We start from the raw sequence: 23091 nt of genomic DNA, 5'->3' as shown, positions 1-23091 counted from the left end.
AAGGCAAGGTTATCACCTCGCCTTTTTTACTGACAATGTCGGCGGTTTCGCCTTAATCGTGAAGGCGAATGCCTTCGCGTTCAATAACAATTAGTCCTTGTTTGTACAAGCCACCAATGGTCTTTTTAAACGTTGCTTTACTGGTGCGAAACTCTTGGAAAATCGCTTCTGGCGAAGATTTGTCACTGAGTGGGATAAATCCACCCTTTCGCTCTAATGATGTAAGAATCTTATCGGCTAAGTCATCAACTTTTCCTTTGCCTAGCTTTTGCAGCGACAAGTCAATTTTCCCGTCTGGACGTACATTTTTGATAAATGCTTTGAGACGCTTACCGATAAATAACTTACCAAAAGTTTCAGTTTTAAAGATCAATCCCCAATGTTCGTGGTTGATGATTGCCTTAAATCCTAAGTCGGTGATTTCTGCTATTTGAATTTCTACCTGCTCACCACGTTTATAGTTGGCTGGCGTCTGGTCAAGGAACTTATTAAACTTTGTTGTTCCAACAATACGCCCAGATGCACGATCTGTATATAAGCGAACTAATGTTGATTTACCCTCTTGTAAACGGCAACGCTGCTCACTAAAAGGAACAAGCAGGTCCTTATCTAAACCCCAGTCAAGAAAAGCACCAATGTTCGTCACACCGACGACTTTTAAAAGCCCAAACTCGCCGACCTGTACGGTTGGTTCTTGCGTGGTGGCAATAATCTCGTCATTGGAATCAAAGTAAATGAAGACGTCTAGTTCATCACCAATGGCGGCATCCAAAGGCGCATACTTCTTTGGCAACAGAATATTGCCAAAATCTTCGCCTCCGTCCAAAAATAGACCAAAGTCTACCAATTTGCATACGCGCAGGCGGTTGTACCGGCCAATCTTAATCATGGTGATGTACTCTTAATCAGAAATTTTGCAAGGGGCGGATTATACGTAATCATAGCGCCGAAGTCAGGTCTCATCGACAGAAAGAATGAGGTTATTTCGCGTTACGCTGTAACCAAGTATCAAGTTTATTACCAAATGTCATCCTGTCCGCTTGGCTGAGGGCATCCGGGCCGCCTGTTTGGATACCGCTGCTGCGCAATGTGTCCATAAAGTCACGTATCTGTAAGCGTTGTTTGATGTTGGTGGCGTCTAAAACTTCGCCTCTTGGAGACAGTATCGCTGCCCCTTTTTCAATAATGTCGTTCGATAACGGGATATCTGCTGTAATCACCAAATCACCTTGATTAACTCGAGATACAATCATGTTGTCTGCTTCATCGAACCCCGCCGAGACTTGTAATGTCTTAATATAAGGAGAAGGAGGAACACGGATAGCATGATTAGCCACTAAAATAAGCGCTGTTTGTGTGCGTTCGGCAGCTTTAAACAAAATAGATTTAATTGGATTTGGACAGGCATCTGCGTCTACCCATATTGTCACTGGCATAATTTCTTCCTACTAATACGATAAGGGAAGAGTATATTAACTTCACCTGTTGGTATAGTGCTTTACTCAATAGCCATGCGTTCTACAATATGTCGTGCTATCGGGAAACAGGAGGTGGCTGCCGGCGATGGGGCATTACAAACAACAACACAGTGCTCAGTGTCGTGAAAAACGAAGTCATCAATTAACTCTCCTTGAGCTCCCACTGCCTGAGCACGGATCCCTGCGGGAAAAGGCTCCAAATCGTCTAATGTTATCTCCGGGCAGTACTTTCTTACCTGTTCTAAATACCCGCGTTTCCAAATGCTATTTTTTAACTCAATCAGGGCCGATTGCCAGTGCCTTTTGAGTAAATGGTGGAAACCGCTATAGCCAAACATCGCCAAACTATCACGCACACTAAATGCCCAACGCGCATAACCATCTCGCGAAAAATTAACTACGGCGTTCGGACCGACCGTAATATCACCGTTAATCATGCGGGTTAAATGAACCCCCAAAAAGGGCAAATTCGGGTCTGGTACTGGGTAAATAAGGTGTCTAACAATCTGCCTATGGTGTTTTGCCAGCTTGAAATACTCACCACGAAACGGCACCATTCTGAAATCTGGCTTAGAACCCAGCATCTCTACCACTTTATCTGAGTTTATCCCAGCGCAAACAACCAATTTTTTTGCCTCGATAATCAGTTGTCCGCAATAGCACCGTACACCATGTTCATCTTCTTCTATTTTATACAGCGGTTGACCATAATAAATCTGCCCAGAGGCGTGAAGAATCTGCTCGGCTAACTTTTCTGCAATCTGACGGTAATCAACAATGCCCGTTGATGGCACATAAATCGCCCCCTCACCAACGATGTTTGGTTCGAAATGATGAAGATCGCGAGCGCCATAGCATGCTATTTTAATCTTATTTTGAGCCGCTCTTTCTGCCAACTGGTCTAGACGTTGATATTCAATCTCCGTGGTTGCGACTAACAGCTTACCGCACTCGAAATAATCAATCTCATATTGCTGGCAATAGTGCTTAATATCTTGATTACCTTGCTTACAAAACGTGGCCTTTTTACTCCCCGGGGTATAGTAAACGCCAGAATGAATAACCCCACTATTGTGTCCAGACTGATGCAGAGCCGGGCCTTTATCGGCGTCGACAACAATTATCCGCATATCAGGATATTGACGCTGAATTTCACGCGCAGTACTTAAACCAACAATTCCAGCACCAACCACCAACACATCAGCATGCTTTTGCAACTCAGGCCCCCTCAGACAGGTTCTGTCAACAACACTGCAAGCTTGCTCAATCTTAGGATGAACGAGCAATATAACAGGCAAGTAGTTGTTAAATAGTAGCAAATACCTTACAAGCAAGATGTGATGATCATGGCGTTAACAATAAATTAACGCAATCAATACCACGCTCGCACTCAATAGCCGGTCAACTCCATATATCCGACGCCTTGGTGAGTTCCAGTAAATTCGACAGGTGCTTCCCAATAAGAGAATGTAAAAGGAAGGGGAGGATATTTCTTTTGCGCTTGCACGTCTAAGGCAATGCTATGTGCTGGAATGCGAATCTTCCACTTCAGTGGCCAGACAACGTTGTTTGATCGATGATAACTGATGGGATTCATTTGAAAGTCTTCAGCATCTAAGTAGTGCGTGCCTTTTGCATTGACTAGCGAGCCAAAATAGTGCATTTCTTGCACGTCTCTAACACGATAAACCATCAACTTTTCCGTATCACTCAAATGCAATGACAGCCAATCCCAGACCATTAACTCATTCGGCATTAGGTTAACGCTACTCCATTCGCGGTCAAACCAACCATGCCCAGTCAGTCTTTTCTCTTCAGCAAAAAAAGTCACTCTGCCATCAACAGCAAGGAATGGGTAACTGAAATAGTATGAATTAAGGGTGCCCGCGCGATTTTTGGTGCTATAGCCACCTTCACCTTGTAAAACGGCAACACCTTCGTTTCGAATATTAAATGTCGCGTTGATCTCTGCACTATCAACACTTAATACGCCGGGAAATGGACTCTCGCCGTCACCTTGCCACTCCCAGTTATCAATCCACATTTGGAAAGGTCGACGAATAACAGCTGCCTGCCCAATTCCACCCCGAGCAAAACGTTGTAAGGCAATTTGTTGATCTGGCGTAGATAACACAAAATGTGCCATATAGCGCTGTGGGCTATCCCAACCTTGGAGATTTATGGATGACAGACCAAATCGAAATAGTGTCCATTGCAGACCCCATTGTTGGCCAAACTCATCGGTCAAATTTGCAGTTAGGTACCACCACTCATTGCGAAAATCAACGTGCTCACCATGGTCGCGCGGTAATTCAATCGGTCTAGAGGGAGTCACTTGCGCAAATTGAGAATCATCGCTAACCGCAAAGTTAACAGAAGGTGGACTCTGTGCCTTCTCTCTACTGTTTAAGAAGTAGTTAGCAGCAAAACCAAACACCGCTAACACAAACAAAAACAGTAGAAAGAAATGCCTCATAACGCCTCTCTAAATGACCTCATGGCTGAACGCCTTATCAGCCGAAGTACGGGCCAACCGCCAGCTAACATCAGTGCGACAAGTGAGATACCTAAAATAATAACGTATTGCGACGGAAACAGAACCAACTCCATAGTCCAGCCAAACGAGTGACGAAGAATCCTATCGATCAACAAATGCGCAACCGTAATGCCTAATGGCAAAGCAAATGTCGCTGTTAATAAACCGAGTACCATCAGTTGACCACCACCAATAATCACCAGTTCTTTCCCCGATAAGCCCATACATCTTAGCAGTGCAAACTGCTTAGCGCGCGAAAGCTCTCCCGCGGTTGTCGCAAAAAACAGGCCACTGACGGCAATCACTAACGTTAACAAACCTAATGCATCCGTCACTTTGAATGTTTGCTCAAAGATCCACATCGATTCATTTAATAGCGTTTGCTGATTAGCGACTTGATCATCGCGAAGACTAAACCGTTCAAGCAATAAATTCTCTAATAGATTGGGGTCGGCATCTGCAGTAATTTTAGCCGCTAACCCTACTCGCCCTTGATTCGCATATAACTGACGCCACCGCTTATGCGGCAACATAACCTGCCCATAAGGGTTGCCATAATCGTAGTAAATACCAGCCACACGCCACTCACCTTTAAATGGCTCAGGTAAATGAACGCGTTGCCCTGGCACCCAGTTTCGCTTCAGGGCCAAAGACTCGCTAACAAGAATACCTTGCCCCGTATGGAACTCGAACCAGTAATTAGGAACAGAAACCTTCATGGTTAACGATTCCCTTTCTTCTGAACTCGTTCCAATGCTGGCAGCCTGCAGTGCACCTTGCTCACTATTAAATTCCGTTGACCAACGCCAATAGACACTATCAACATCATCACGCTGCTGTAGCCAATAACTAATCGATTGAACCTCATCAACTTGTGGACGTATATATATATCGGCGGCGATTCGGGTCTGCAACCATTCGAGTGTCGCATGGCGAAAGCTACCCACCATAGTATCCATACCGATGTTCGCGGCTAAGGCCAACATAAAGGCCATTGCGGCAACCCCCCGGTAGCTCAAGCTGGCAGCAGCATCAGTAAAAAACCACCGCAATTTAGGCGTTCTTAATATCAACGCCAAAAAGAAGAAAAGACGCCAAACCAAAAATGGCATCAATAACGCTGCTGATAAAAGAATTAAGCCGATAACAGCCAACCCACTCCACTCTCTTGGTGGCAGTTGATATATGGCATAAGCGATAACTGCCAAGATACAGGCAAACAAAGCCTGTACTCGAAACTCTCGCCGCGTTGCCCGGAACAATGATAAGTGACGAGAAAGCCGAGATGGTGGTGTTCGAATCAAACGAACCATGGGCCAAGCACACGCACACGCTGTCCCTGTTACTGCAACCAAAACACTGACAAGTCCCCATTGCCAATGCCACTCAACTTGATGAGGAACAACGGCACCATACAAGTCGCTCAACGTTAATGCCACTGATGGCATCAACACATTGGCAAGCAACAAGCCAAACATATTGCCACTAAGAACAGCAACGACGAGCCATATCAGCACTTCAACCACCAGCACACTGGTCAACTGACGCCCACCAACCCCAAGCTGACGTAATTGGCCAATTAATGGCTGACGCTGGGTAAAAGAGAGAGACATTGCTTGAAAAAAGATAAACATGCCAACAATAAATGCTAACAAACCCATAGCTAGCAAGTTGCGATGGAAAGCACGTGTGAGTGGCGAAAGGTCATCGGTTTGTCGACCATCCATCCTTAGATGATTGGGTAAGATTTTACTCAGTCGCTGAAGCTGGTTATCAGACATCGCTCCGCAAGCGATAGCGGATAATCCTGGGCTGTTATTCAGTCCTTTCACCAACCCAATGTCAGCCATTAATCGAGCACCACCAAGTAGCCGATCACCGACTAACCTAAACGGTCCAATCGGACCATAGTCTGTCTCTACCATTTGATCATTGGATATACCCAATAATATTGCGTAGCTTTGGCTAATTAGAATAGAGTCAGGATGGCGCGTAAAACGAGACAGTTCAGCATCTGAAAAACTACTCGAATCTAAGTTGAGCATTGCTACAGTATCAATACCCATAATTTCAAGTACTTGATCTTGTGATGTCGTTACAACGGCTCGCTCAAGCGGCACACATTTTGAAAAACCGTTGCGGCGTAGTGTGATATAGGCACTATCCTGAACGCGCTCTCCTAATTGTTTATTGATGACGAAATACGGGAAAGGATTGCTGAGTAACTGTTTATTTAGTTGATAACTCGTTCGTGCCTGATAATTGATTGCCAATACACCAACGAGCAAGGAGATGCCTAAGGTTAAGCCCAACCAAACCAACACCAATTGCAGGCGATGCTTGGTGTAATGACCCCATACTGCATTAGCTACGGGAACGAACATCTAAATGACCCCCCTGCAAACGTACCTGCCCTTCCATGTAGTTAGCAACCGTCGCACTATGAGTCACCATTAACAATGTACACTCAAGTTGCTTTGCCAAGCTAATCAATAATCGCATGACCGCAGCTTCATTTTTTTCATCTAAGCTGCCTGTTGGCTCATCGGCGAGTAACAGCTTCGGTACCATATACAGTGATCTTGCAATCGCTACACGCTGTTGTTGGCCTCCAGACAACTCTTCTGGGTAACGAGACAGTAATGGCATTAAATCCAAATTAGACAAGATTTGTCGCCATAGTTTATCGTCTTCTTTCAGTCCTTTTAGCTGACGACAAAAACGTATGTTATCTGCAATAGTAAGGGTAGGTAAAAGGTTGTATTGCTGAAAAATCATACCTATATTTTCACGGCGAAAATGGGTTCTCTGTCGCTCATGGCATTCATGCAGAGCAACACTATCAAACCAAATTTCACCAGAATCAACAGAGTCTAGTCCAGCAATTAAGTTAAGTAGGGTACTTTTCCCGGAGCCGCTCTCTCCCATCAACGCAATTTGTGCACCACGTTCAATATGGAGGTCAGCGCCCTGCAATACTGGATGGAAATCATCACCATCTCGGTAGCCTTTGCAAAGCTTATTTATAATTAGCATTTATAATTCCGTTATCGGCTATCTAAAGATAACTCTTTCTTCGTCACGCAATTTACCTTATTCGATGAACTTGAGGAAGTGCTGCTACTCTGCAATCAAAAAAAAACTTCAGCCTGCCGAAGTTTTATTCGTTTTATGACCTGTACTATACCTTTTTACATTGGAAACTTTACCAAACACCGCATAAGCTTAAGTCGCAATGTATCTGCTAATCTGTTTGCTAACCATTCAAGGATGAATACTATGATAAATAAGCATGTATTAGTTATCGGCGCCTCTGGATATATTGGCAGTCACTTAATACCGCTGCTTGCCGCTCGTTATAGCCAAATTACGGCCACTGGTCGCTCTCTGCCATTGCTTAAAAAAAGGGGCTGGGATAAGTATGACAATATTTACCTTCGCCAATTAGACTTAGTTTATCAAGATGTGACACCGTTGCTTCAAGACGTTGATATTCTAATTTTCCTTGTTCACGGTATGGCACATGGACATGATTTTATTGATTATGAAATTTCCGTGGCCGAACACCTTCGTGATGGCATAAAAAATAGCCAAATCAAAAAAGTCATCTACCTTGGTGCACTTCAACCTCTTACTTCAAGCCGCAGTGAGCATCTTATCGCTCGCCAAATGACCGGTGAAATCCTTCGTCAAACAGACGTTCCAACCATTGAACTACGCGCTGGTATTGTGATTGGCCCTGGTTCTGCCGCACTCGAAGTGATGCGCGATTTTATTTATCATCTTCCAGTACTATTTACTCCTTCTTGGGTCTCTTCTCGTTCATCGCCTATCGCCCTGCAAAATTTACTCTTTTATCTAATGGCATTAATCGATGCCCCTGACAGTGAAAATCATATCTACGATGTGGCCGGCCCAGAAGAGTTAACCTATCAAAAGCAAATGGTGCTGCTCGGGCACGCGATGGGGAAAAAGGTAAGGTTAATCAAGCTACCTTTTCTTACCCCTGAAATGACCGCCCATTTTTTTGGCATTATTACTTCTGTACCGTCAAACATCGCAAGCGCATTAGTGAGTGGACTACGTTATCACCTCCCAGCTGATGACGCTGAAATCAGGCAACGTTTTCCACAACCATTGCTGCACTACACCGATGCGGTGCAAACAACGTTAGCAAAAGAAGATGAAGTTATCCGCAGTGAGGTGTGGGGGTTTGACCCAGACGCATTAGAACGCTGGCAGCCTGGCTACAGTTACTACCCTAAAAATGCAGGCTTCACCCAGATCACGTCAGCCAGTATTGACAGCCTGTGGGATATTATTGGTCAGATCGGTGGTGACAAGAGGTATTTCTACGCTAACACGTTATGGCGAATTAGAGAGTGGCTCGATTTTTGTGTCGGTGGCAAAACCATTCGGCAACGGCCGTTACACCCAAACCATCTTCAACTAGGTGATTATATTGACTCTTGGAAGGTGATCTCAATAAAGCCACATCAACACCTCTCACTGCTCTTTGGAATGAAAGCCCCAGGGCTGGGGCGACTTGAATTTACTATCTCTGATGAAGGCGATATGCGACGACTCGACATTCGCGCTTGGTGGCATCCTGATGGATTTTCAGGGCTACTCTATTGGTTCTGCATGATGCCAGCACACCTTTTTATTTTTAAAGGAATGGCAAAAAAAATGTGCCAGTTAGCAGAACAACAATCATGATGGCAATTCGGCAACAATTGGACCATTATTTTGTGGATAAAGCACATATTCGCCATGGTACTTAACTTTGGACTTATAGTCGGTAACTTTATGCAGAAGTAGCCCTTGCGCTCTCGCCATCGCAATGAAGGCCACTTTATCCCCGCGTACATAGACTGATAGCGGCTTAGTCAATGTCTCACCATCAAAGCAATTCACTAGTTGCTCACTGCACATCACCATAGAAGCATGCCCATCAGTGAAGTTAGAGACCTTACGTAAAATTGGGTACTCCAAGGTCACTTCCCAATCCGCCTCTTCTACAGCGTCGACCAAACCTTGAATTTGTGCCTCTACAACCGCTGGAAATGCGTCTCTGCCATCTAGCAGATCTCGATAACCGCGTTGAATTTCTTCAAACGCCGCTTTCAGCATGGCATTTTTACCTTGGCTACGTGATAGTTTTTGCCACGCAATTAAGACCTGCTTCGTACTTGGATGAAAGCGTTGTTGTTTAATCGCCTTCGTTACCCAATTACTCAAAAAATAGGTTTCACTCACTGGTGTAGCGGATGTTTTCCCACTCGCAATTGAGGCGTTTAGTTCAGATAAACCAGACTCAACCAGTTCTAATAGGTGTTGATAAAATATAACTGTCATAACTTAACTCTTTAATGCCACTAACCAATAGAATGCTGCAGATACTAAAGCACAGGTTGCCATCGTCAACGCCATCGGCATGGGGGTTGCGTCTGGAATAACGGCAATAATTGCCCCAACAATAGCACCCACCCCAAAGCGTATCGTTCCAGAGATGGCTGAGGCTGTCCCTGCCATTTTAGGATAACCACTTAATAAGCAGGCATTCGTATTACTACCAACCACAGTAATATTACCCATAAACATCATTACTGGTATCACTGTGCCCCACAATCCTAACTGCAAAACTTGTCCTGCAACCATTAAGAATCCAGCAATCAACTGAAGGGTCAAAGACGCACGTAGCATAAAATGCGAGCCAAGTTTTTTAACCATTCGACCATTGAATGTGGTAAACACAATCAAGCATAAAACGTTCAAACCAAAATAGTAGCCGAAGTGCTGGGGATCAATGCCGTAATAATCAATATAGACAAAGGGCCCGGCGGTCAGAAAGGTAAACATGCCCGCAAACGAGAAGGCACCACAAAATATGTACCCAACCGAGACTGGGGTCATTAGTAATTTCACATAGTTACGAAGCGTTTGTCCTATCCGTAACGGCTGGCGATTGTCTTCCGATAAGGTTTCTGGAATCTTAGCAACAACGGCAATATTGACAACGCAGGCGAACAAGGCCAACCCATAAAATATGGCAGGCCAACCCAAGTAAACTGACACATAACCGCCAATTAGCGGCGCAATCAATGGGGCAACCGTCATAACTAACGTGATAAATGACATTGTGCGAGCAAAATCATCTCGTTCAAACATATCTCGCACTAATGCCATAATGACCACAGAGGCTGCAGCCCCTGTAAACCCTTGTAAACCTCTAATCCAAGTCAGCTGTTGGATATTCTGACTAAGCGCGCACAAAACACTCATTAAGGCAAATAGTGCAATACCACAGATTAAGACTGGACGGCGCCCATACGCATCGGCTAATGGGCCAAAAAACACCTGTCCAATCGCGAAACTCGCTGTATAAACAGTTAACGTAATTTGCACTGCGCTCGACGATACATTTAAATCACTCGCAATGCTTGGCATTGCGGGAAGATACATATCTATGGCTAGAGGTGTCAAAGCAGCAATAGCCCCTAGAAGGATTATCAGTGTGAGATTTGTTGTAGTGCGCATGCAAAGCCTAAAAATGAGAGTTCCAACACAAATTCTACAATGATTAACCTAAGCTGTATCGGATAAATGAGTGTTTAAGCGAAAAAAATGGCTGAACCACTTGAAAGTGTATGTTATTTAATCACAGACGCCACTTCTTCTTTGGTAAGTTCACGATATTCACCAGGTTCTAACGTTTCATCTAACTCAATGGCACCGATTTTCTCACGATGAAGACCGACCACTTTATTACCAACTGCGGCAAACATGCGCTTCACCTGATGGTACTTACCTTCTGTAATGGTGATAACCGCTTCAGTTTCTGACAATATGTCTAACTTGGCTGGGCGTGTCGGCTCTTTTTCACCACGCAGCATAACGCCTTGGGCAAATTGCTCAACTGTTTCAGGCGGTAATGGATCCGCTAACTCAACATAGTAGACTTTCTCACACACATGTTTTGGTGACGTAATTCGATGTGACCATTGCCCATCATCCGTCAACAGAACTAAACCTGTGGTATCGCCATCTAATCGACCCGCTACATGTAACTTCTCTGCGTTTACTTCATCTAACAATACAAATACCGTCGGATTAAAGTCATCGACGTGCGAGCAAACAAAGCCGGACGGTTTATTCAACATAATATAACGGGGCCCCGTCAATGCCAGTTCCCGCTGGCGAAAGACAACATTATCGCTAGGCTGCAGCTTCAACGCCCCTTGCTTGACGACCTCACCATTTAGGGTGATTTCTTTGTCTTTAAGAACCTTAACCGCTTGTTTTCGTGTAATACCCAATGTTTCAGTTAAAAATTTATCTAGTCTCATAGTGATCAATATCAGGATTTCAGGGTTTTCATTATAACTAACACTCAGCTTATCGCCTATTTTTAGCTACAATATGGCCTATTGTGTTGCTGCGCATTTTCAATTAGAACGAACATTCTGAAAATATGGCGGTCTCATGAGTGAACTCCTAATGCATTCATCACGTACTTATGTACGTTGTTATCCAAAGGCAAAATGCTATGAACGTTTCTCTATACTCACCCTCGTCAGCGACTTCACCTGCCCTTATTAAGATGGTCGAAGCCTTTTTTATGCATGAGGTGCTGCCGTATGACGCAGCCAAAACTCAAAAAGCCTTAGAGGTCTTACTGGACTCCCCTGCGCTCGGAAAAGTCTGGTTGATTAACGTCATCGATGAGCATAACAACACACACACGGTCGGGCACTTGGTCGTCAGCATCAGCTTTAGTTTAGAAACCGCGAGCCGAATTGCCGTTGTTGACCAGTTTTACCTTGACCCAGAGTGGCGCTCTAAAGGGGTAGGCACGTTTGTTGTGCCAGCCGTCGAAAAAGCACTCGCCAATGAAGGGGTTGGGCAGATTTCAATGGAGGTTAATATTGGTAACGCTGGCGCGAAGCGCTTCTACGAACGCATGGGCTATACCCCTCGACGCCAACACTACATTATGACCAAGCCATTAGTGGTCGAAATTCCTGATGCCATTGAGATGGTCTCTTAGCCTTCCGACATTCTCTGATATCACGTGGAGTAAGTGATACACTTGCTCCGCATTTATCTATCTTCGTGAACACATGTATACACTCAGACCTTATCAGCAACAAGCCGTTGATGCTGTGTTGCACTACTTTCGCCGCCAAGGTGATCCCGCCGTGCTTGTCCTTCCTACCGGTGCAGGTAAAAGCCTCGTTATCGCCGAACTGGCTAAACTGGCTCGTGGACGCGTACTGGTGCTTGCTCACGTAAAAGAGCTTGTTGAGCAAAATCATGCCAAATTTGAAGGTTACAACCTCAAAGGGGGAATTTATTCAGCCGGGCTGGGGCGCCGTGAACACAGCGAAAAAGTGGTGTTTGCTTCCGTACAATCTGTGGTTAGAAATCTTGAGGCATTCAAAGATCAATTCTCTTTACTCGTTATTGATGAATGCCACCGTGTTCCCGAAGACAAAGAGAGCAGCTACCGGAAAGTCATTCAGCATCTACAAGATGTCAATGCCGGACTAAAAGTCCTTGGTCTTACCGCAACCCCCTATCGATTAGGGCTGGGGTGGATTTATCAGTTTCACACTCGAGGCCAAGTAAGGTCGCCAGAACCACGCTTTTTCCGTGATTGCATCTTCGAGCTACCAATTCGGTATTTACTCGATGAACAATTTTTAACCCAACCCAAATTGGTGGATATGGCCGTCGCTGGTTATGATTTTACCAGCCTCACTCCCACCGCGGCAGGACATTATCGAGAGCATGAACTCGACGAAATCATTGATAAATCTAAGCGAGTAACGCCGCAGATTATTGAACAAGTTCGCGCTAAAGCACAAACTCGCCAAGGCGTTATGATTTTTGCATCTACCGTGCATCATGCACAAGAGATCATGGGCTATCTACATGAGGAGTCTGCCGCGTTGATTGTTGGCAGCACTCCTGGTGTCGAACGTGACCAACTGATTGCTCAATTCAAAGAGAAAAAAATAAAATTCTTAGTGAATGTGTCGGTATTGACCACCGGCTTTGATGCACCACATGTCGATTTAATTGCCATTCTTCGACCCACTGAGTCTGTCAGTTTATATCAACAAATCGTCGGACGGGGGCTTCGATTAGCCGACGGTAAAACTGACTGTCTCGTCCTTGACTATGCTGGCAACCATTTTGACCTTTACCAGCCAGAGGTTGGCGATCCCAAACCAGACAGCAACAGCGAAATTATCACTATCCCCTGCCCTGCCTGCGGCTTTAATAACAATTTTTGGGGAAAACTCGACGATAACGGTTTTTTACTCGAGCATTATGGACGTCAGTGCCAAGGTTACTTCGAAGATAATGACGGAGTGCGTGAACTCTGCGGTTACCGTTTCCGTGCTAAATACTGTGATATGTGCGGCGCTGACAATGATATTGCTGCACGTCGCTGCCATCAATGTGACCACGCTTTGGTTGACCCTGATAAAAAGCTGCGTGAAGCATTAAACTTAAAAGATGCGTTAGTGCTGACCTGTCACGACATGAAGCTCACCGCTGGCAAAAATAAATTTGATAAGCCACAGTTGAAAGTCACTTATCATACCGACCAAGACCTACCACTCAGTGAAGTGTGGCCATTAGCAACCAAGGCACAGAAACAGACGTTGTTGGATAAATTTGTGACCCCAACGTTAGTTGATCGTCACCGCCCATTTACCGATACGGCACCGAGTAAAGTGGTTAAACACGCACATAGGCTTGCACCACCACCTATCATTGTTGCTCAAAAACAAGGGCGTTTTTGGCGTATTCGAAGTAAAATTTATACGCAAGAAGTTAACGAATTGGAAAAGAACCAAGCGCCAGAACTACAACAACTTCGTTCCCGTAGTGAATAAGGCGATAACCCTTGCTTTTTAATTGGTTGCAAGATAGTATTCGCGCTCAATTTAATCGTGTTATGCAAGGTCGCATTGCATAACACATAACTTATAGAGTGATCTATTATGAAATTCGAAGCAACTGTACGTACTGACAACGGTAAAGGTGCGAGCCGCCGCCTACGTCACAATGACCAATTCCCAGCAATCGTATACGGTGGCGAAGCTGCTCCAGTAGCAATCGTTCTGGACCACAGCGCTGTAATCAACCAAATGGATAAGCCAGAGTTCTACCAAGAAATCATCCTGGTTATCGACGGTCAAGAAGTTAAGGTTAAGCCGCAAGACGTTCAACGTCACGCGTTCAAGCCAAAAGTTCAACACATGGACTTCATCCGTATCTAATTTGATACTTTGAATCTTGTGTAAAAAAAAGCGCCATTTCGGCGCTTTTTTTATTGTCTGTCTATTTATCGCATGCGGCGATTAAAATAGCGAAGGCTGCTGCGGTAACGGCTTTTCTTCGATTGCTTGCTGTTTTCTTTTCGCTCTTTGCACGCGCTGTTTTCTGGCAAGGCATAAACGGTTCACATTCCGTTTTTGCTCATTCGTCAACGATAGCCATTGAAAACGCTCTTGCCGACTACGATAGCACCCCTTGCAATAACCCCGTTCGTTCAATTGACAAATACCAACACACGGACTCGGAACAGCAAAAAAGTCTAACTGCTCCATAATGTCTCCTTTGGTGATCAATGCATGTGCTAAAACAAGCCTAACTGCGGTTGGGTTAAGTTGTCAAAGTCTTCACCGATAAACGGTAAAATAGCATCCGCGATCGGCTTTAATTGCTTCTCAATATAGTGGTCATAATCAATCGGTGCCACGCAATTTTCTAATGGTTCAGGTCCAGCTACTGTCATTTTATACTCAATCCAACCACCGCGTTGATATTGTAGTGGACGACCATGTTGCGCATTGTACTCATCTGCTAAACGTGCGGCTCGCACATGTGGGGGCACATTTTTGATGTATTCTCTCAACTTACGTCGCAATCGTTTCCGATAAATAAGCTTATCATCCCAGTAACCTTGTCGCGTTTTTTCCACATAATCACGTACATAATCAATCACAGGCTCGCCATGAAACACCTTATGGTACAAGGTCTGCTGAAACTGTTGTGCCAGTGGCGTCCAATCCGTTCTTACTGTTTCCAGTCCTTTAAACACAAGCTGTTCGTTGTCACCATGCCCCAACAACCCGGCATAACGTTTTTTACTGCCAATTTCCTGCCCTCGTATCGTCGGCATCAAAAAACGGTGATAATGGGTTTCATACTCCAATTCCAATGCAGAAACTACATTAAACTGTTCCTCTAAATTGACACGCCACCAGCGGTTTATGTCGATCACCAGCTCTTTACCGATACGATCAGCATTCGACGACACATATTGCCCATTTAACGACACAAATATCGAGTCCGTATCACCATAAATAACGTCATACCCTTTCGCTTCTATTAATTCTCGCGTTTTTTTCATTATCTGGTGGCCGCGCATGGTGATCGATGACGCCAAGCGGAAATCAAAAAAGCGGCAACCCGAAGAGCCTAATACGCCGTAAAACGAGTTCATGATAATCTTTATCGCTTGAGAGAACGCCTTCTCTCCATTCTGTTTTGCCGCCTCACGTGCCGCCCAAAGCTGTTCAATCATCGCAGGTAAAAAATGGTGCCGGCGGTGAAATTGACCGCCGCGAAAACCTTCAATCGCCTCGTTCTCGCCTTTGCCTATCGTTTGATGCAGTCCCTCTATCAAACCGAGCGGGTCAATTTTAAAACTACGAATAATGGAAGGGTAGAGTGATTTAAAGTCGAGCACCAACACCGAATCATAAAGGCCTGGCTTAGAGTCCATAACAAAGCCACCAGGGCTCGCTATCCAGGTTTCACTCGACAAATTAGGCGCAACATATCCCGCCCGGTGCAGTTTCGGTAGATACAAGTTAGTAAATGCGGCAACGGAGCCACCAAAGCGTTCAAGTTCAACCCCAGTTAAACACGTGCGCTGTACAAGAAACTCTAGTAGGTGAGTCAGTGAAAAAATATCGCTGACCAACTTACAATCCTGTAAGTTATAGGTAGCCAGTCCTATTTTATCGTGCCGGAACAGCCTATTGATCTCATCCATTCTGTCATAAGGATTATCAATCGCTTTTCCTGCCCCTAACAGTTCATTCGATACAGATTCTAACGACCAAGAACGAAATGAATACGTCGCTATTTTCAGGCTATCTATGCCATCTAGAACGACCCTACCTGGCAAGGTGACATATGCCTGCTGCTGCGCAGATTGGCGCACAAATAGTGCCTCTCCTCCTCGACCTATTTTTAAGGACATCTTATTGACAGCCGCACGCTTCGCCAGTAACTGCATATCAAAGTCGATAACATTCCAGCCGATCACAACATCAGGATCGAACTCTGTAAACCAACGTTCCAAGGCTTGCAGTAGTCCTCTTTCATCTTTAACCCACTGAACCCAGCTTGGTGCATCTTTTTCTGGCGAACCAACCATAATAACACGCTGAGAGATCTCACTATGCAGACCTACGGAGTAGAGTATCCCTTTCTCGGAACACTCTATATCCAGTGAGACAGTAGACAAGATAGGCTTAAAATCACTGGCCTTACATTTGACGTTACGGTACTCAACATAACCATTTCGCTCAATCGCTTTACCCACAAAAGAAACACTGCCATAGATAAAACGTTCCATCAGATAGCGCTCAGCCAATCGGATATCAGCCTCAAAATGGAGAATCTCTTGTGCGTCCAACTGTTGTTGTGCCTGTACGGCTTGGCGCTGTGTAGAGAAATAGCAGCCAATGACGGCTTGCTGTTGGTAGGTCTTCATCGGTAAGGCACGCAACCGTGCTGAAGGGACTAAATGCGCCACTTTAGCCTGATCACTTGCCAGCGCAAAGAAAACCGACTCTTCCCCCTCCACCACCAGTTTCGCGGGACCGTTTTCAGTCTGTACCCAAAACACAATTTCAGTTTGCTGGCCACGATCACGCACGTGACGAGACAATATAAAACCTTGAGAAACCACACATGCCTCTTTTTGTTCCAGCCTAACCAAATTTTCTTTCTAAATAACGATACTCGTTGGCAATCCAATCACCATACTGACTGAGCAAGATTAACACTGCCCGCTTTGGCACGCGAACACGCCGAGCTAACAGTTGTAGTCGTTCCATCTCAATTTGCTTTTCTGGGTAGCGCTTTAAGAAAGGGCCAATACACTGCGCTAGGCTATACGCCCAACGATTATCCCGATAGACAGTGAGACCAAAACTGGCATAAATCAGCTTCTTTGCTAAAGACTGGCACAAATCCAGATAACTCTCCGCTTTTTTAACGGCAGTAATCTTGTGCTTATACTCAGTGACAACCTGGCCAACATCACCATTAAACGCTTTCGCCACCTCCCATGTTGGCTCAAACTCACCGAACTCATCGCCGATATCTTTACCACTGAGACAAACACAGCAGTGCTTGAACCAAAAGCCCCAATAAAATAACTGGTCTAACCGTGAGACGTCACTCACCGTTGTTAGTTTTAATTCGATCCCTCTAACAAAGGGGTAAAACAACAAAGCCTGTTTTTCAATCGAACGAAGGACAAAAATTTGCTGCGCCGATAACGGCTCATGCAGCAACAAGGTCATATTTAGGTTGGAATCATTCATTCGAGCTTCACCACGCAAAACACTCCCGCTCAAATAGATGCTGTGGAGCGTGCCCGCTAACCCTTGCTTAAGCTGCTTTGTTAGTACGGTTAATAAGGGCATATATTCCGCTTGAAAAGGCGATGTGGTCATGATGTTGTCATTGATAGATAAAGACGAAAAATAAAAACCATCTTATCAATGATCACTCATGGGTACCAAGCTAATACAGTGCGTATGGCGAATTATCCATCGTTCACACCCTCAGGTATTTGCGTCGCTTCCTTTCCATGTTAATTTCATCACAACGTCATACACAGAGGGATACCACATGCCTAGAGCTAGCGAAATAAAACGCGGCGCAGCTATCTCATTAAATGGAAAGCTACTGATAGTAAAAAACATCGATGTACAAAGCCCAAGTGCACGAGGTGCTGCGACACTGTATCGCATGCGCTTTAAAGAAGTCGCGACTGGCGCAAAAGTAGAAGAGCGCTTTAAGGGCGATGATATGATCGACAGCGTTGATCTAAATCGACACAAAGTCACGTTCTCCTACAAAGATGGTGATGAGTACGTCTTTATGGATACTGAAGATTACACCCAATACACACTTAATGGCTCAGACATCGAAGATGAACTGCTGTTTATCACTGAAGATATTGAAGGCCTGAGTGTACTGGAAGTTGACGAGCAAGCCGTAGGGCTTGAACTGCCTGCATCCGTTGAATTGGTAATAGAAGAAACAAGTCCATCGATTAAAGGGGCTTCAGCGAGTGCCCGTACTAAGCCCGCGTTATTCTCTACTGGACTAACCGTTCAAGTTCCAGAGTACATCGCAACTGGCGATAAAGTACGCATCAATACTAGCGAGCGCAAATTTATGAGCCGAGCTGACTAAAGCAGTAAACCAATTCGAGCATACATCTGTAACCACTTTCGGTATACTAAACGTTATTGTTAGATCGCAGGTACTGTTATGTCAGAACAACTCCTAAACGTCGATGAAGTTATCGACGTTGCTTATGATATTTTCTTAGAAATGGCCTCAGATAATTTGGAAGCTGCAGACGTTGCACTTTTTACGCTTCAGTTTGATGAACGTGGTGCTGCTGAAATGGTCGAAACTGGTGCTGACTGGGACAGCCATGTTGGCTTTTCAGTCGATCCTGAGCACTACGGTGAAGTAAGAATCGGGCTTGTTAATGAAGAAACAGATGTGCTAGATGATGTATTCGCACGTCTCTTAATCAGCCGCTTACCAGATGAAAAATTCTGCCATATTCTTTGGAAACGCGATTAAAAAAACCCGCTATAGCGGGTTTTTTATTCATTAACGCAGTATCTACGTTAATCAAGCTTTAGACGATGCTTACCATGAGACACTTTGGCTTTTAGGTAACCTTCGTTGCCATCTTTCACATGCGCAGATGTACCAATAACGTCTTCTATTTCAATACCGTGCTCTTTCAGCTCATTAATCTTTTTAGGATTATTGGTTACTAGGCGAATTTTACACACACCCAACGCTTGCAGCATTTGCGCCGCTTCACTGAAATCGCGTAAGTCATCTCCAAATCCTAGATGATTATTTGCTTCGTACGTGTCCATCCCTTGGCTTTGCAATTCATATGCATCAATTTTGTTATACAAGCCAATCCCACGCCCTTCTTGGCGTAAATAGAGCAAAATACCACCTTGCTGCCCCATACGTTCGATTGTTTCATCTAGTTGCTCACCACAATCACATCGTGATGAATGAAAAACATCGCCAGTCAAACACTCTGAGTGCATACGAACCATCGGTGTCGTACCTTGCTGATCTGCATGCTTAAAAATAACCGCGACATGCTCTTTGTCACTATTTAAGCCTTCGAACGACAGAATTTCTGCAGGGATTTGGCTACTTTTGCCTACTTTGAAAGCGACGCGCGCCCTTACTTTTGCCATGGACTACCTAAAACTACTTATCTGCTGCTCTGATGTTATCACGTGATGATACCGAAAAGGGGTCAAAAGGTGAATGTAATAAATGCGAAAAACGCATCAAGTTTTCTTTCTCTCACTGACCGCCACATTCTACTGGTCGCCTTATCGCCGATAACACCCCACGATTGGTGTGCCTTTCAGATTATCACAGCATAACACCAACCCTTCCGCTCACAAAACCATAACATTTTGCAACCTTAACCACGTACGTAATAAACCCTCGCTACCTTCTGTCCACAGAATAGATAAATAACCTATTAAACAGAAAGATACAAGACAAACAACAAAAAGACAGTAGAAATAACTACGTAATTTTTCATCTATAGGCAGCGGTAAATGTTAAAACCTAGGTATTTGCACGGGTAGCAGAATCTTGCAAGCTGCATCATTCTATCAAGCAATGTAACAACACGCTTAGTTACAGCTCATCCTACATCGACATTCAAAAGGAAATGATAATGATAAATAAAGCGTTTTCACTCAAGAAAACCCTTGTCGCAGTCACGGCAGGTGTATCATTGTTGCTCAGCACCTCTAGCTTTGCTGCAGATAAAGTTTACCGCCTCAAATTGGCCGAAACTTGGGGGCCTAACTTCCCTATCTTTGGTGACACGACGAAGAACTTAGCTGACATGGTCGACAAAATGTCTAATGGGCGACTACAGATTCGCATCGACTCTGCTAACAAGCATAAAGCACCACTCGGTGTCTTCGATATGGTCAAAGCAGGCCAATATGATATTGGACACTCTGCGTCCTATTACTGGAAAGGCAAAGTCCCCAACACCCTCTATTTCACCACTATGCCATTTGGCATGATCGCAGCAGAGCAATATGCATGGTTCTACCATGGCGGTGGGATGGAGCTGATGGAAAAAGTGTATAGCCCTCACAATCTACTCTCCTTCCCAGGAGGTAACACCGGCGTACAGATGGGGGGGTGGTTTCAAAAAGAAATTAACAGCGTTGATGACCTGAAAGGACTGAAAATGCGTATACCTGGCTTTGCCGGAGAAGTCCTTGCTGAGTTAGGCGCCAGCCCGACGAATATCGCCCCAGGTGAGCTCTACACCTCACTAGAACGCCGCACCATTGATGCACTAGAGTGGGTAGGCCCAGGTTTAGATCTACGGATGGGTTTCCACAAAATTGCACCCTACTACTACACCGGCTGGCATGAGCCTGCAACAGAGCTGCAATTCCTTGTCAATAAACGCTCATTTGAACGCTTACCAGAAGATCTGCAGCAGATACTGGTGGTTGCGATGCGAACGTCTGCTTACGATATGTGGGTCTTGAACAACCATGCCAGTGGGGAGAACTGGGAATCGATGCTAGATGAATACCCTAATATCACTGTTAAGAATTTCCCCGATGAAGTACTCGCTGCAATGAGAAAGAGCAATGATGAACTGCTCTCTCAACGCGCTGAAAGCGACGCACTTGCCAAAGAGATCCTCACGTCACAAGCGAACTATTTAAAAACAATACGCCCTTGGACGGAAATCTCGACTCAAGCCTACTTAGAAAAAAATTAAAACGTTGGTCGCGTTAATTTAACACAACCAACAACGTCTCGGCGGGTGCCATGTACCCGCCCTTTCAATACCACTTCGTAAAAGAAAGGGAAATTCAATGAGACACCTCATTCAATGCGAGCGCCTCATCAACCGCTTCTCGGATCTGTTTGGCTGGCTGTCAGCAACACTATTTTTAATGCTGGTATTTAACGTATTCTATGATGTCATTGCCCGCTATGCCTTCAACACCGTTTCCATTGCACTTCAAGAGATGGAGTGGCACCTCTTTTCAGCGGTATTTATGCTTGCCATTCCCTATGCCTTAAAAGCAGGAGGGCATGTTCGGGTCGATATTATTTATGAGAAGCTCAGCCAACGCGCTCAAGCCCTGATTGATATCGTGGGCACACTACTATTTCTGCTCCCTTTTACCCTACTGGTATTTTATTACGGCATTGATTTCGCCAAAGAAGCCTACTCTCTGGGCGAATCAAGCGGCGATCCCGGTGGACTACCCTATCGCTGGATCATCAAAGCCATGATTCCTGTCGCCTTCTTGTCCATCGCTATTAGTGGCATTGGGCTATTACTCCACTCACTAAATCGAATTTTCAATCCTCACCTATTTCACCAGCATGAGAGGGAGCAGTAATGGTCGGTATTATTATGTTTATCGTTGCCCTCTGCGCACTGCTGCTAGGGTTTCCCGTCGCCTTTACATTTGGTGGTATCGCACTGATCTTTGGTGTGTGGGCAGAAGGTGCAGATATCTTTGCCTTTATGCCATACCGAATCATGAGCATCATGCAAAATACGGTATTGATGGCGGTTCCACTGTTTATTTTTATGGGTTTGGTACTACAAAAAACCAAGCTTGCTGAGCAACTTCTCGTCTCTATGGGGAAATTGTTTGGTGGCATACGCGGTGGTCTCGCAATCTCGACCGTATTAGTTGGCTCTTTACTCGCCGCATCCACGGGCGTAGTAGGTGCATCCGTTGTCGCGATGGGGCTTATCTCACTGCCCGTTATGATGAAGTATAACTACGACAAAGGGTTGGCGTGTGGCACAATCTGTGCGTCTGGTACGCTCGGACAGATCATCCCCCCCTCTATCGTTCTCATCTTATTGGGGGATGTATTAGGCATTCCTGTCGGTGATCTCTTTAAAGCAGCAATCGGCCCGGGTCTACTACTGGTTGGCGTTTATATTGCCTACATCTTAGTTTATGCGCTGCTCAAGCCGGAAGTCGCGCGCGCTATTCCTCGTGAAGATAACGTCAGTCGCAGTGAAGAAGTCGTAAAAGCACTTAAGGCGATAATTCCCCCTTTGGCGTTAATCGTTATCGTTTTGGGTTCAATCTTTGCAGGTATTGCGACACCTACGGAGTCTGCAGCGCTTGGCGGTGTGGGAGCGATCATACTTGCCCTAGCCTACCGACAGTTTTCATTCAAAATGCTCTACGACAGTGCCTATGAAACCATCAAAGTGACAGCAATGGTCTTTGCGATCCTTCTTGGTGCAACAGCCTTCTCCATGGCCTTTACCTACACGGGTGGTGATTATCTTGTCGAAGAGTGGTTGTTATCTATACCTGGAGAAAAATGGGGCTTCTTAATCATTACCATGTTGGTGATTTTAATACTGGGCTTCTTTATCGATTTTGTCGAGATTTGCTTCATTATTGTGCCAATACTTGCGCCAGCAGCTGAGATACTCGGCATCAATATGATGTGGTTTGCCATCCTTATTGCCCTTAACCTGCAGACGTCATTTTTAACACCGCCGTTTGGGTTTAGCCTGTTTTATCTAAAAGGTGTGGCACCCAAAAGCATTACAACGATGCATATTTATAAGGGAGTATTGCCTTTTATTTTGCTACAAGTCTTTGTTGTTGTTATGGTTCTCGTATTTCCAGGCTTTTTTGGCATGGCCTAGCGGCT

Annotated in this window: 22 protein-coding genes; 9 read left to right on the top strand and 13 right to left on the bottom strand. The window is 44.9% G+C overall.

Annotation, left to right across the window (positions count from 1 at the left end; all coding sequences use genetic code 11):
* Positions 1-52: 52 nt before the first annotated feature.
* The 6 genes from ACKLNH_RS07575 to ACKLNH_RS07550 all read right to left on the bottom strand — a co-directional run bounded on the left by ACKLNH_RS07575 (position 53) and on the right by ACKLNH_RS07550 (position 7050).
* On the bottom strand, positions 53-889 hold the full coding sequence (locus ACKLNH_RS07575; protein ID WP_413111643.1) for a CvfB family protein: 837 nt from the start codon (positions 887-889) through the stop codon (positions 53-55).
* 91 nt (positions 890-980) lie between these two features.
* The gene (locus ACKLNH_RS07570) at positions 981-1430 is read right to left on the bottom strand and encodes a YaiI/YqxD family protein (RefSeq protein ID WP_413111670.1); all 450 of its coding nucleotides are present in this window, start codon (positions 1428-1430) and stop codon (positions 981-983) included.
* Positions 1431-1498: 68 nt separating this feature from the next.
* A complete protein-coding gene (gene lhgO, locus ACKLNH_RS07565) occupies positions 1499-2695 on the bottom strand; it encodes an L-2-hydroxyglutarate oxidase (protein ID WP_413111642.1) in 1197 nt (398 codons plus the stop codon).
* Between the two features lie 173 nt (positions 2696-2868).
* Complete coding sequence (locus ACKLNH_RS07560) at positions 2869-3954, bottom strand: lipocalin-like domain-containing protein (protein WP_413111641.1); 1086 nt, start codon at positions 3952-3954, stop codon at positions 2869-2871.
* A complete protein-coding gene (locus tag ACKLNH_RS07555) occupies positions 3951-6398 on the bottom strand; it encodes an ABC transporter permease (protein WP_413111640.1) in 2448 nt (815 codons plus the stop codon). Before ACKLNH_RS07555 ends, ACKLNH_RS07560 begins: the two co-directional genes overlap by 4 nt.
* Entirely contained in the window at positions 6379-7050 is a 672-nt protein-coding gene (locus ACKLNH_RS07550; RefSeq protein WP_413111639.1) for an ABC transporter ATP-binding protein, read from the bottom strand. The genes ACKLNH_RS07555 and ACKLNH_RS07550 overlap by 20 nt, the downstream gene beginning before the upstream one ends.
* A gap of 243 nt (positions 7051-7293) precedes the next feature.
* Here ACKLNH_RS07550 and ACKLNH_RS07545 point away from each other — a divergent pair, with 243 nt between their 5' ends.
* The gene (locus tag ACKLNH_RS07545; protein ID WP_413111638.1) at positions 7294-8733 is read left to right on the top strand and encodes a DUF2867 domain-containing protein; all 1440 of its coding nucleotides are present in this window, start codon (positions 7294-7296) and stop codon (positions 8731-8733) included.
* On the opposite strand, the gene ACKLNH_RS07540 is transcribed toward ACKLNH_RS07545, so the two are convergent.
* The 3 genes from ACKLNH_RS07540 to rsuA all read right to left on the bottom strand — a co-directional run bounded on the left by ACKLNH_RS07540 (position 8728) and on the right by rsuA (position 11363).
* Entirely contained in the window at positions 8728-9372 is a 645-nt protein-coding gene (locus ACKLNH_RS07540) for a DUF2913 family protein (protein ID WP_413111637.1), read from the bottom strand. The two genes, ACKLNH_RS07545 and ACKLNH_RS07540, sit on opposite strands and share 6 nt — an antisense overlap.
* Before the next feature lie 3 nt (positions 9373-9375).
* Positions 9376-10554: a Bcr/CflA family multidrug efflux MFS transporter gene (locus ACKLNH_RS07535; RefSeq protein WP_413111636.1), complete on the bottom strand. Its 1179-nt coding sequence runs from the start codon at positions 10552-10554 to the stop codon at positions 9376-9378.
* A 113-nt stretch (positions 10555-10667) separates the two neighbouring features.
* The gene (gene rsuA / locus ACKLNH_RS07530; protein WP_413111635.1) at positions 10668-11363 is read right to left on the bottom strand and encodes a 16S rRNA pseudouridine(516) synthase RsuA; all 696 of its coding nucleotides are present in this window, start codon (positions 11361-11363) and stop codon (positions 10668-10670) included.
* 200 nt (positions 11364-11563) lie between these two features.
* Between rsuA and ACKLNH_RS07525 the strand changes: the two genes are divergently transcribed.
* The 3 genes from ACKLNH_RS07525 to rplY all read left to right on the top strand — a co-directional run bounded on the left by ACKLNH_RS07525 (position 11564) and on the right by rplY (position 14312).
* The gene (locus ACKLNH_RS07525; protein ID WP_413111634.1) at positions 11564-12064 is read left to right on the top strand and encodes a GNAT family N-acetyltransferase; all 501 of its coding nucleotides are present in this window, start codon (positions 11564-11566) and stop codon (positions 12062-12064) included.
* 73 nt (positions 12065-12137) lie between these two features.
* A complete protein-coding gene (radD, locus tag ACKLNH_RS07520) occupies positions 12138-13925 on the top strand; it encodes a DNA repair helicase RadD (protein WP_413111633.1) in 1788 nt (595 codons plus the stop codon).
* Between the two features lie 108 nt (positions 13926-14033).
* A complete protein-coding gene (gene rplY, locus ACKLNH_RS07515) occupies positions 14034-14312 on the top strand; it encodes a 50S ribosomal protein L25 (protein WP_413111632.1) in 279 nt (92 codons plus the stop codon).
* An 81-nt stretch (positions 14313-14393) separates the two neighbouring features.
* On the opposite strand, the gene ACKLNH_RS07510 is transcribed toward rplY, so the two are convergent.
* From ACKLNH_RS07510 to ACKLNH_RS07500, 3 genes are read right to left on the bottom strand one after another with little or no spacing between them, the layout of a single operon-like run.
* On the bottom strand, positions 14394-14642 hold the full coding sequence (locus ACKLNH_RS07510) for a DUF1289 domain-containing protein (protein WP_413111631.1): 249 nt from the start codon (positions 14640-14642) through the stop codon (positions 14394-14396).
* A gap of 29 nt (positions 14643-14671) precedes the next feature.
* A complete protein-coding gene (locus ACKLNH_RS07505; RefSeq protein ID WP_413111630.1) occupies positions 14672-17020 on the bottom strand; it encodes a DNA polymerase II in 2349 nt (782 codons plus the stop codon).
* Positions 17021-17042: 22 nt separating this feature from the next.
* Positions 17043-17792: a nucleotidyltransferase domain-containing protein gene (locus ACKLNH_RS07500; protein WP_413111629.1), complete on the bottom strand. Its 750-nt coding sequence runs from the start codon at positions 17790-17792 to the stop codon at positions 17043-17045.
* A 178-nt stretch (positions 17793-17970) separates the two neighbouring features.
* Here ACKLNH_RS07500 and efpL point away from each other — a divergent pair, with 178 nt between their 5' ends.
* Positions 17971-18540 carry an elongation factor P-like protein EfpL gene (gene efpL, locus ACKLNH_RS07495; protein ID WP_413111628.1) on the top strand — a complete coding sequence of 190 codons (570 nt, stop codon included), beginning with the start codon at positions 17971-17973 and terminating at the stop codon, positions 18538-18540.
* A gap of 78 nt (positions 18541-18618) precedes the next feature.
* On the top strand, positions 18619-18942 hold the full coding sequence (locus ACKLNH_RS07490; protein WP_413111627.1) for an HI1450 family dsDNA-mimic protein: 324 nt from the start codon (positions 18619-18621) through the stop codon (positions 18940-18942).
* Positions 18943-18989: 47 nt separating this feature from the next.
* Here the strand turns inward: ACKLNH_RS07490 and ACKLNH_RS07485 are convergent, their stop codons facing one another.
* Positions 18990-19589, bottom strand: a complete 600-nt coding sequence (locus ACKLNH_RS07485; RefSeq protein WP_413111626.1) for a GTP cyclohydrolase II — start codon at positions 19587-19589, stop codon at positions 18990-18992.
* Between the two features lie 497 nt (positions 19590-20086).
* Between ACKLNH_RS07485 and ACKLNH_RS07480 the strand changes: the two genes are divergently transcribed.
* From ACKLNH_RS07480 to ACKLNH_RS07470, 3 genes are all read left to right on the top strand, one after another.
* Positions 20087-21166: a TRAP transporter substrate-binding protein gene (locus tag ACKLNH_RS07480; protein ID WP_413111625.1), complete on the top strand. Its 1080-nt coding sequence runs from the start codon at positions 20087-20089 to the stop codon at positions 21164-21166.
* A 97-nt stretch (positions 21167-21263) separates the two neighbouring features.
* Positions 21264-21800 (top strand): TRAP transporter small permease subunit, encoded by a 537-nt coding sequence (locus ACKLNH_RS07475; protein WP_413111624.1) that lies wholly within the window; start codon positions 21264-21266, stop codon positions 21798-21800.
* Positions 21800-23086 carry a TRAP transporter large permease gene (locus tag ACKLNH_RS07470; RefSeq protein ID WP_413111623.1) on the top strand — a complete coding sequence of 429 codons (1287 nt, stop codon included), beginning with the start codon at positions 21800-21802 and terminating at the stop codon, positions 23084-23086. Before ACKLNH_RS07475 ends, ACKLNH_RS07470 begins: the two co-directional genes overlap by 1 nt.
* Positions 23087-23091: the final 5 nt, after the last annotated feature.

Source organism: Thaumasiovibrio clandestinus (assembly GCF_047250365.1).
Classification (GTDB): domain Bacteria; phylum Pseudomonadota; class Gammaproteobacteria; order Enterobacterales; family Vibrionaceae; genus Thaumasiovibrio.
Note: the sequence above shows the minus strand (reverse complement) of the source record. Positions and strands in the feature narration are given on the sequence as shown.

Excerpts from the sequence above, each read along its gene's own strand:
- rsuA (WP_413111635.1), bottom strand. The coding sequence starts at position 11,363 with ATGAGACTAGATAAATTTTTAACTGAAACATTGGGTATTACACGAAAA.
- radD (WP_413111633.1), top strand. The coding sequence starts at position 12,138 with ATGTATACACTCAGACCTTATCAGCAACAAGCCGTTGATGCTGTGTTG.
- ACKLNH_RS07560 (WP_413111641.1), bottom strand. The coding sequence starts at position 3,954 with ATGAGGCATTTCTTTCTACTGTTTTTGTTTGTGTTAGCGGTGTTTGGT.
- ACKLNH_RS07540 (WP_413111637.1), bottom strand. The coding sequence starts at position 9,372 with ATGACAGTTATATTTTATCAACACCTATTAGAACTGGTTGAGTCTGGT.
- ACKLNH_RS07525 (WP_413111634.1), top strand. The coding sequence starts at position 11,564 with ATGAACGTTTCTCTATACTCACCCTCGTCAGCGACTTCACCTGCCCTT.
- ACKLNH_RS07545 (WP_413111638.1), top strand. The coding sequence starts at position 7,294 with ATGATAAATAAGCATGTATTAGTTATCGGCGCCTCTGGATATATTGGC.
- ACKLNH_RS07500 (WP_413111629.1), bottom strand. The coding sequence starts at position 17,792 with ATGACCACATCGCCTTTTCAAGCGGAATATATGCCCTTATTAACCGTA.
- ACKLNH_RS07550 (WP_413111639.1), bottom strand. The coding sequence starts at position 7,050 with ATGCTAATTATAAATAAGCTTTGCAAAGGCTACCGAGATGGTGATGAT.
- ACKLNH_RS07510 (WP_413111631.1), bottom strand. The coding sequence starts at position 14,642 with ATGGAGCAGTTAGACTTTTTTGCTGTTCCGAGTCCGTGTGTTGGTATT.
- ACKLNH_RS07485 (WP_413111626.1), bottom strand. The coding sequence starts at position 19,589 with ATGGCAAAAGTAAGGGCGCGCGTCGCTTTCAAAGTAGGCAAAAGTAGC.
- ACKLNH_RS07490 (WP_413111627.1), top strand. The coding sequence starts at position 18,619 with ATGTCAGAACAACTCCTAAACGTCGATGAAGTTATCGACGTTGCTTAT.
- ACKLNH_RS07470 (WP_413111623.1), top strand. The coding sequence starts at position 21,800 with ATGGTCGGTATTATTATGTTTATCGTTGCCCTCTGCGCACTGCTGCTA.
- ACKLNH_RS07555 (WP_413111640.1), bottom strand. The coding sequence starts at position 6,398 with ATGTTCGTTCCCGTAGCTAATGCAGTATGGGGTCATTACACCAAGCAT.
- ACKLNH_RS07535 (WP_413111636.1), bottom strand. The coding sequence starts at position 10,554 with ATGCGCACTACAACAAATCTCACACTGATAATCCTTCTAGGGGCTATT.
- rplY (WP_413111632.1), top strand. The coding sequence starts at position 14,034 with ATGAAATTCGAAGCAACTGTACGTACTGACAACGGTAAAGGTGCGAGC.
- ACKLNH_RS07575 (WP_413111643.1), bottom strand. The coding sequence starts at position 889 with ATGATTAAGATTGGCCGGTACAACCGCCTGCGCGTATGCAAATTGGTA.
- ACKLNH_RS07480 (WP_413111625.1), top strand. The coding sequence starts at position 20,087 with ATGATAAATAAAGCGTTTTCACTCAAGAAAACCCTTGTCGCAGTCACG.
- efpL (WP_413111628.1), top strand. The coding sequence starts at position 17,971 with ATGCCTAGAGCTAGCGAAATAAAACGCGGCGCAGCTATCTCATTAAAT.
- ACKLNH_RS07475 (WP_413111624.1), top strand. The coding sequence starts at position 21,264 with ATGAGACACCTCATTCAATGCGAGCGCCTCATCAACCGCTTCTCGGAT.